We start from the raw sequence: 2,984 nt of genomic DNA on the forward strand, positions 1-2,984 counted from the left end.
CAAAATTATTTACACATGACGATCATTGCCCCGTAAGGGTTTTAGCTCGATCGGGCAGGTAATTAATTTTGCATGACTACTTAACTGATAACTGATAACTGATAACTGATAACTGATAATAATATGTTGAAATCAATTTGTATTACTCTTGGAACTCGTCCCGAAGCGATTAAATTAGCTCCCGTTATTCGTGCTTTTCAAGAATCGGAACAGTTTCAAACCCATGTAATTCTGACGGGACAGCATAAAGAAATGGTAGCGCAGGTGATGGAATTATTTGCTTTAAAAGCAGATGAAAATCTGGATATTATGCAAACCCGTCAAACCTTAACTGATATTACTTGCCGCAGTTTACGCGGTTTAGAAACAGTTTTTGAGCGCATAAAACCAGATTTAATTATTGTGCAAGGTGATACTACTACTGCTTTTGCTGCTGCTTTAGCGGCTTTTTATCAACAAATTCCCATCGCCCATGTGGAAGCCGGATTAAGAACGAATGATATCTATAATCCCTATCCCGAAGAAGCTAATCGTCGCCTAATTTCTCAACTGACTACCCTACATTTTGCTCCCACAACTTTAGCCGTAGAAAATTTACAAAAATCTGGGGTGACAGGAAATATTCACCACACCGGCAATACGGTTATTGATGCTTTATTAACCGTAGCCAAAACCGCCCCAGAATGTCAAATTGCGGGCTTAAATTGGTCAGATTATCGGGTTTTATTAGCCACGGTTCACCGCCGGGAAAATTGGGGCGAACCCTTACAGGATATTATCAAAGGATTCACTTTGTTGTTAGAAAAATATGCCGATACAGCCCTATTATTACCCCTGCATCGCAATCCCACCGTCCGAGAACCAATTCAGTCCGCTTTGGGCAATCATCCCAGGGTATTTTTAACTGAACCTCTCGATTATGCCGAGTTAGTGGGGGCGATTCAACGCTGTTATTTATTATTAACTGATTCTGGGGGCATTCAAGAAGAAGCCCCTAGTTTAGGAAAACCAGTTTTAGTATTGCGAGAAACCACAGAAAGACCGGAAGCAGTGCAAGCGGGAACAGCGAAATTAATTGGGACTAATCCGGAGCAAATTTTAGCAGAAGCGGGAGAATTATTAGGGGATAAAATCGCCTATGATCGTATGGCTAATGCAATTAATCCTTTTGGAGATGGACAAGCATCCCAAAGAATCCTCCAAATCGTCCAAGATTTTTTGGCTTAATCTATGACTACTTGGTTGGGTATCGACCCCGGATTAGCGATTGTCGGTTGGGCTATTCTCCGGGATAATAGTGAGTTAATGCCGATTTTAGTCGATTACGGCACGATCGAAACTTCTAAAAATCTTTCTACTGCCCAGCGTTTGATCGAAATTGAACGGGATTTAAAGGAGTTAATCGCAGAATATAAACCGGGGGAAATTGCCGTGGAAATGCCCTTTTTTAACCGGCAAATCAAGGCAGCTGGTGGAGTCCTGCAAGCATTGGGAATTATCAATCTGGTTAGCTGTCGCGATGGAGGAATTGAACCGATTTTCCTCCATCAAGCTAGTTGGAAATGTCATCTCGGCCATGGTAGGGCCACTAAAGCGGAGGTGGCCGAACAAATTAAGTATTTATTCGGATTGACAAAAATGCCCATTAATGATGCTGTAGATGCTATAGCGATCGCATACGCTGCTTTCAGTGGCGTTCGCAATCAAATCTCTTGAAGCAATTTGACGAAATTGGCGCAAAAATTTAGCTGACAACTAAAAGCCATCTTTAAGCTTGCACTATCTTAGTTCGATGGGACGGTTGAAGATAATAAGGCCTTCAAATATCTTTGATTAGCGTTGGGTTTCCTTCCTCAACCCAACCTACCATATCAGCGATCGCACCAAAGGGTTTAAGTGTGGAATTGTGATAATTGTCATCGTCAATGCTAATAAAAATATGGTATAGTTCTTAAATGAGTATAAGTTTAAAATAATGAAAATAAATGAAAATAAAAGTTTCTCAAAAAAAGGGATCATCAAACGAAGTTAACCCTCAGTTAAAGCATATTGCCTATTCGATGGACGCACTGATTACAGGCTTTTATATTTGGTTGGGTTCTTTTTGTTGGCGATTGGGGGGTAGTGATGCAGAAGAAAGTTATCCAGGAACAATACATAGTTTTGCGGGTATCAGCTTAGTTTTACCTGGTTATCAAATTTTTACAACCTATAAAGGGAGTTATGACCCTCGATAAGCATCAAATTGATGGTCTTTAGGTATAATGGGGCTTGACCGGTGGTATCAGTTATATCACCATAAGCGAATGCGTAATACCCGTCCTATATCTTGGATTAAAGCGGCACGGAAAGATTTTCAAAAGTTTCCCAAGGAAGCCCAAGAAATTGTACTTGACGCTTTAACTAGGGCTTGCTGAATAAATCTAAAAACCTTGTTGGATAAGGCTTTTAGACTTTTTTGACCTCAAAAAGTGCCGACCATTGGAGGGATCGGGGGTAAAATTCAGGTACTTTTTCCCTGAAAATTAGGTAACTGACTACCTCAAAATCGGTAAAACCCTACACCCCACACCCCACACCCCACACCCTGCCCCCACCAACAAACTTTTTCAGCAGACCCTAACTATTGCAGCAGAAGGGGCAAAATCATCCCTAACCAAGCCTTTTAAGGGGATGGGTTCTGGTGTGTTCGAGATTGCTCTACCTTTCAAGGGGGATGCCTATCGAACTATCTATGCTGTCCAGTTAGGTGAGGCTATCTGGGTGATTCATGCCTTCCAGAAAAAATCCCCAAAAGGGATCAAAACACCACAGCAAGAAGTCGAAGTTATCAAAGCACGGCTCAAGCGATTGAAGGAGGAACTCTCTTGACATCCTCGCCGCCCTAAAAGTGCGGCGATTCCTAAACCTCACGATTTAAGTTTCTGCTTCCACCACCGTCGCATACCACAGTTAAAAAACCATGTACTGTCTTACACAGAGTC

The 2,984-nt window shown here is 41.7% G+C and carries 3 protein-coding genes and 1 pseudogene; all 4 read left to right on the forward strand.

Annotated features, from left to right (window positions below):
• Window positions 1–123: 123 nt before the first annotated feature.
• Window positions 124–1,227, forward strand: coding sequence for a non-hydrolyzing UDP-N-acetylglucosamine 2-epimerase (gene wecB / locus EWV66_RS16905; protein ID WP_052275801.1), 1,104 nt, complete (start codon window positions 124–126; stop codon window positions 1,225–1,227).
• A 3-nt stretch (window positions 1,228–1,230) separates the two neighbouring features.
• Window positions 1,231–1,716 carry a crossover junction endodeoxyribonuclease RuvC gene (locus EWV66_RS16910; protein WP_002763127.1) on the forward strand — a complete coding sequence of 162 codons (486 nt, stop codon included), beginning with the start codon at window positions 1,231–1,233 and terminating at the stop codon, window positions 1,714–1,716.
• A 269-nt stretch (window positions 1,717–1,985) separates the two neighbouring features.
• Window positions 1,986–2,237: a hypothetical protein gene (locus tag EWV66_RS16915; RefSeq protein ID WP_002763128.1), complete on the forward strand. Its 252-nt coding sequence runs from the start codon at window positions 1,986–1,988 to the stop codon at window positions 2,235–2,237.
• A gap of 424 nt (window positions 2,238–2,661) precedes the next feature.
• A pseudogene (locus tag EWV66_RS16920) lies at window positions 2,662–2,871 on the forward strand (type II toxin-antitoxin system RelE/ParE family toxin); the annotation flags it as partial.
• Window positions 2,872–2,984 lie beyond the last annotated feature (113 nt).

This window comes from Microcystis sp. M_OC_Ca_00000000_C217Col (assembly GCF_007095585.1).
Classification (GTDB): Bacteria; Cyanobacteriota; Cyanobacteriia; order Cyanobacteriales; family Microcystaceae; genus Microcystis; species Microcystis panniformis.